Source organism: Sphingobacterium cavernae (genome assembly GCF_008520265.1).
GTDB lineage: Bacteria > Bacteroidota > Bacteroidia > Sphingobacteriales > Sphingobacteriaceae > Sphingobacterium > Sphingobacterium cavernae.
Genome location: NZ_VIQM01000094.1, coordinates 1 through 3,985 on the forward strand (window position 1 = coordinate 1; position 3,985 = coordinate 3,985).

The 3,985-nt window shown below is 37.4% G+C and carries 4 protein-coding genes; 1 reads left to right on the top strand and 3 read right to left on the bottom strand.

The genetic code is table 11. The annotated features are described in order from the left end of the window. Positions 1 to 31: 31 nt before the first annotated feature. From FLS47_RS16180 to FLS47_RS16190, 3 genes are all read right to left on the bottom strand, one after another. Positions 32 to 406, bottom strand: a complete 375-nt coding sequence (locus FLS47_RS16180; RefSeq protein ID WP_149915366.1) for a PaaI family thioesterase — start codon at positions 404 to 406, stop codon at positions 32 to 34. Between the two features lie 64 nt (positions 407 to 470). Continuing rightward, positions 471 to 989, bottom strand: a complete 519-nt coding sequence (locus FLS47_RS16185) for a DinB family protein (RefSeq protein WP_149915367.1) — start codon at positions 987 to 989, stop codon at positions 471 to 473. Continuing rightward, a complete protein-coding gene (locus tag FLS47_RS16190; protein ID WP_149915368.1) occupies positions 970 to 2,196 on the bottom strand; it encodes a sensor histidine kinase in 1,227 nt (408 codons plus the stop codon). The genes FLS47_RS16185 and FLS47_RS16190 overlap by 20 nt, the downstream gene beginning before the upstream one ends. 113 nt (positions 2,197 to 2,309) lie before the next feature. Between FLS47_RS16190 and gltX the strand changes: the two genes are divergently transcribed. Then, positions 2,310 to 3,830: a glutamate--tRNA ligase gene (gltX, locus tag FLS47_RS16195; protein ID WP_149915369.1), complete on the top strand. Its 1,521-nt coding sequence runs from the start codon at positions 2,310 to 2,312 to the stop codon at positions 3,828 to 3,830. The last annotated feature ends 155 nt before the right edge of the window (positions 3,831 to 3,985 follow it).

A 3,985-nucleotide genomic window follows, 5' to 3' on the forward strand; every position in this document is an offset into this window, starting at 1 on the left:
GATTAAAAATAATATCGTCAGGAACTGGCGATTACACGGGCGGAGACTCAAATAAGACTTTGGCAACAAAGCACAAGTCTGTGAAGCCCGAAGCCCATTTGTCTTTAGCAAATGGGTAGTTCACATCCCACACATGTGTACTTCGACCAATATGAATTGGAGTACAATTCGCTTCCAAATTACTACCTAATTTGCCTGGTCTAAGGTGATTCGCGTTGACTTCTATCCCAACAGCATTGTGTGTATCCTTATTAATAATTAATGCGGAGGCAACACTTCCGACCGATTCCGCTAAGACCACCGATGCACCGCCATGCAATATACCGTAGGGCTGCAATACTTTTTCAGTTATAGGCATATTTGCATGTAGTGATTCTGGTGTAATCTTGCTAGCTCTGATATCCAAAAACCAGTCATATAGCGAGAAAACAACACATTAATGTCTTCTAAATGATGTTCCTTGCTCCAAATCATGATTTTTCATTAAGATATTTTTGTTGCAGAATGAATTTATGGTGATTTAAATGTCCAGCAATAACATAAATAAAAGCCAAAACGCTTATTAATCTGTCAGAGGCCATACCTTTGCGCGAAAGCTCAGTTTCGTTGAATGTTTTGAATAAAGCAATATTTGCCCGACGTAAATTAACAAATTCTTCAATAATGCTTTCCATTTCGCGTTCATTGTGCCTTCCAAAAGTGACGAATTCGTCTTGTTCAAAAGAAGCCAAAGCTGTCATATCATTTCGCGCGAAACGCAATGCCCTATAAGACATTACACGTTCGGTATCGATGATATGGCAGAGAATTTCTTTTACAGTCCATTTACCTTCAGCATAACTGTATAGTTCTTTTTCTTTTGGAATATTAGTTATGAATGTTGGGAATGATTCAAGTTGGTTCTTGAGTTCTTCTAGTACATCACCATGTACATTTTCAATATAATCTTCGTAAATAGCAGGATAATCGTCAGACTTGAGTAGGTTCATAATTTAAATTACTTTTAAGTATTATTCTAAATGTCGTGCCTTTTCCGATTTCGGATTCTTTCACAAAAATATGACCTCTATGGTAGCGCACCATTCTTTTGGTCAAACTAAGCCCTAGACCCCATCCACGTTGTCTAGTGGTAAATCCGGGTTGGAAAATAGCTTCAAAATTGGATTTCGGTATTCCTTTACCAGTATCACTAATGTCAATAAAAATTTCCTCTTTCGCAATATTTTCTTTAATATCGACGGTTATATTTCCTTCGGTATCAATGGCATTGACAGCATTTTTAAGTAAATTTTCGATGATCCAATCAAATAATGGCACATTCATTTTTGCTTCTACATGGTTGTCACCTGTAAGTTGAAATGTTATTTTTTCACTTGTACGTATTTTAAAATATTGCACAAAGTTATCTATTACCTCGTAAACGTTATGGTTGGTAAGTATTGGTCTGGACCCTATTTTGGAAAATCGATCAGCAACAATTTCTAGTCGGGTAACATCTCTTTCCATTTCGTTGACAACTTGGTCATCTTCTGCATCGAATTTCATTTTGATAAGTTCAATCCAACCCATCAAAGAAGATATGGGAGTCCCTAATTGATGCGCAGCCTCTTTTGCCATTCCCACCCAGACTAAGTTTTGCTCGGATTTACGTATCGAATTGAACACATAATATGCGAATATTAAGAAAATAGCGATTAGAGAAAGTTGTATATAGGGAAATATGCGAAGATTGCGTAAAGCTTTGGATTCATGATAATAGACAGACCATTTTTCGCCATTTTCTAAAGTCAAATGAATAGGGGCATGAGCGCGTTTCATATGGTTTAACTCTTTTTGGAAATAGTGGGGGTCATAAACCACATTAGTCTTTAAGGAATCTTCTAACAGTATATTTGTTTTGGTAGAATCCAAATCACGCCAAAAGATAATATTGTCTTTTTCATCAGTTATAATAGCTGGTAGAGTAAGGCTATCTCGTACAGCATACACGAAGCTGATAAACTCATCATCGACATCGGGCATGGTCATAATACTTCGTGTACTCATTGCCCAAACCTCAGCTTTAGTTCGTTCGGATTTAGAAAGACTTTTGACTAAATAATTGCTATATAATAGCGATGCGATTCCGATCAAAGCTGCAAAAATCAGCAATAGTATTTTCCAGGCTTGTTTTGAATTGTATTGATATGGGTTCATGCCAGATTTAAAACTATTACAAAATAAGTATTTTATTCAACATTTGAAGTTTATTTGACCAGCTAGCGAACTTCTAATTCATTTATTAAATGAGAAATAAGTAATTTTGTGGAATGAGTTCACAACAAAAAGTAAGAGTGCGTTTCGCGCCGAGTCCTACAGGAGGATTGCATTTGGGTGGTGTAAGAACTGCCTTGTTCAATTATTTATTTGCTAGACATCACCAAGGTGAATTTATTTTAAGAATAGAAGATACAGATCAGACACGTTTTGTAGCTGGTGCTGAAGAATATATTAACGAGTGTCTTGCATGGTGTGGTATTTCACCTGATGAGAGCCCTTCAAAGCCCGGTGCATTCGGACCATACCGCCAAAGTGAACGCAAACCTTCCTACCGTCAATATGCTGAGCAATTGGTGGCTAATGGACGTGCTTATTATGCTTTCGATACTGCGGAGGAATTGGATGCGCAGCGTCAATTATATCCTAATTTTAGGTATTCGCACGAGAATAGAATGAGCTTGCGTAATTCTTTGAGTCTTTCGGCTGAAGAAACAAAAGCTTTGCTAGATGCGGGCACACCTCATACGATTCGTATCAAGATGCCAGAAGACGAAGTTGTGTCTTTTGATGATATGATTCGTGGTCGTGTTTCTTTTGAGACGAAATTGATCGACGACAAGGTATTATTAAAGGCTGATGGGATGCCTACGTATCACTTAGCTGTCGTTGTAGATGATAAGGCTATGGAGATTTCGCATATTTTCCGAGGCGAAGAATGGTTGCCTTCTGCTCCAGTACATTTGTTATTGTGGGAATACTTAGGATGGAAAGATCAAGAACCGCAATGGGCGCATTTGCCGTTGATATTGAAACCTGATGGAAATGGTAAATTAAGTAAGCGTGATGGCGATCGTTTGGGATTCCCTGTGTATGCGATGAATTGGACAGACCCTAAATCAGGAGACTTGACCAAAGGTTTTCGTGAATTGGGATTCTTGCCAGAAGCATTTGTAAATATGCTAGGTGTTTTGGGATGGAACGATGGAACCGAGCAAGAATTATTTTCAATTGAAGAGCTTATTTCTAAATTCTCAGTAGATCGCATTAGTAAGAGCGGTGCTAAGTTTGATTTTGAGAAGGCAAAATGGTTCAACCACGAGTGGATTAAGAAAGCGGATAATGCGGAATTATTGCCTCAAATCCAGGAAGTCCTAGCACAAAATAATGTTTCTACTATTGATGAAGCATATTTAACTACCGTATTGACAGCTGTAAAAGAAAGATTAACTTACGTATCGGACTTTTGGGGTCAAGCATCATTTTTCTTTGAAGAGCCTACACAATACGATGTCGACGCAGTAAAACCTAAGTGGAATGTAGATAAGACAGCATTTTTTGAAAATATTATTTCAGAATTTGGAAATCAAACGGATTGGACAGCTGTATCATTAGAGCCATTCTTCAAGGGTAAAGTTGCTGAATCTGGGATGAAAATCGGTGAATTGATGATGCCATATCGTATAATGCTAGTAGGAGGTAAATTTGGTCCTGATGTCTTTTTGATCACTGAATTATTAGGAAAAGAACAAGTGGTTTCGCGTATCAAGAAAGCTTTGGAATTGTTTAAATAGAATAACACAAGATACTATCTAATAGGATGAGGCTGTCTCAAAATAGGCAGCCTCTTTTTTGTATTTTATCACTCATATTATTTGCTTTAATCACCTGATTTTCATATCTTTAAGCTGCAATCAGATTGTTTTATGAGCAAAAGAGTACCTGTTTT

What these genes read in the sequence shown, in the direction of transcription:
- FLS47_RS16190 (WP_149915368.1), bottom strand. Translation starts at nt 2,196, where the DNA reads ATGAACCCATATCAATACAATTCAAAACAAGCCTGGAAAATACTATTG.
- gltX (WP_149915369.1), top strand. Translation starts at nt 2,310, where the DNA reads ATGAGTTCACAACAAAAAGTAAGAGTGCGTTTCGCGCCGAGTCCTACA.
- FLS47_RS16185 (WP_149915367.1), bottom strand. Translation starts at nt 989, where the DNA reads ATGAACCTACTCAAGTCTGACGATTATCCTGCTATTTACGAAGATTAT.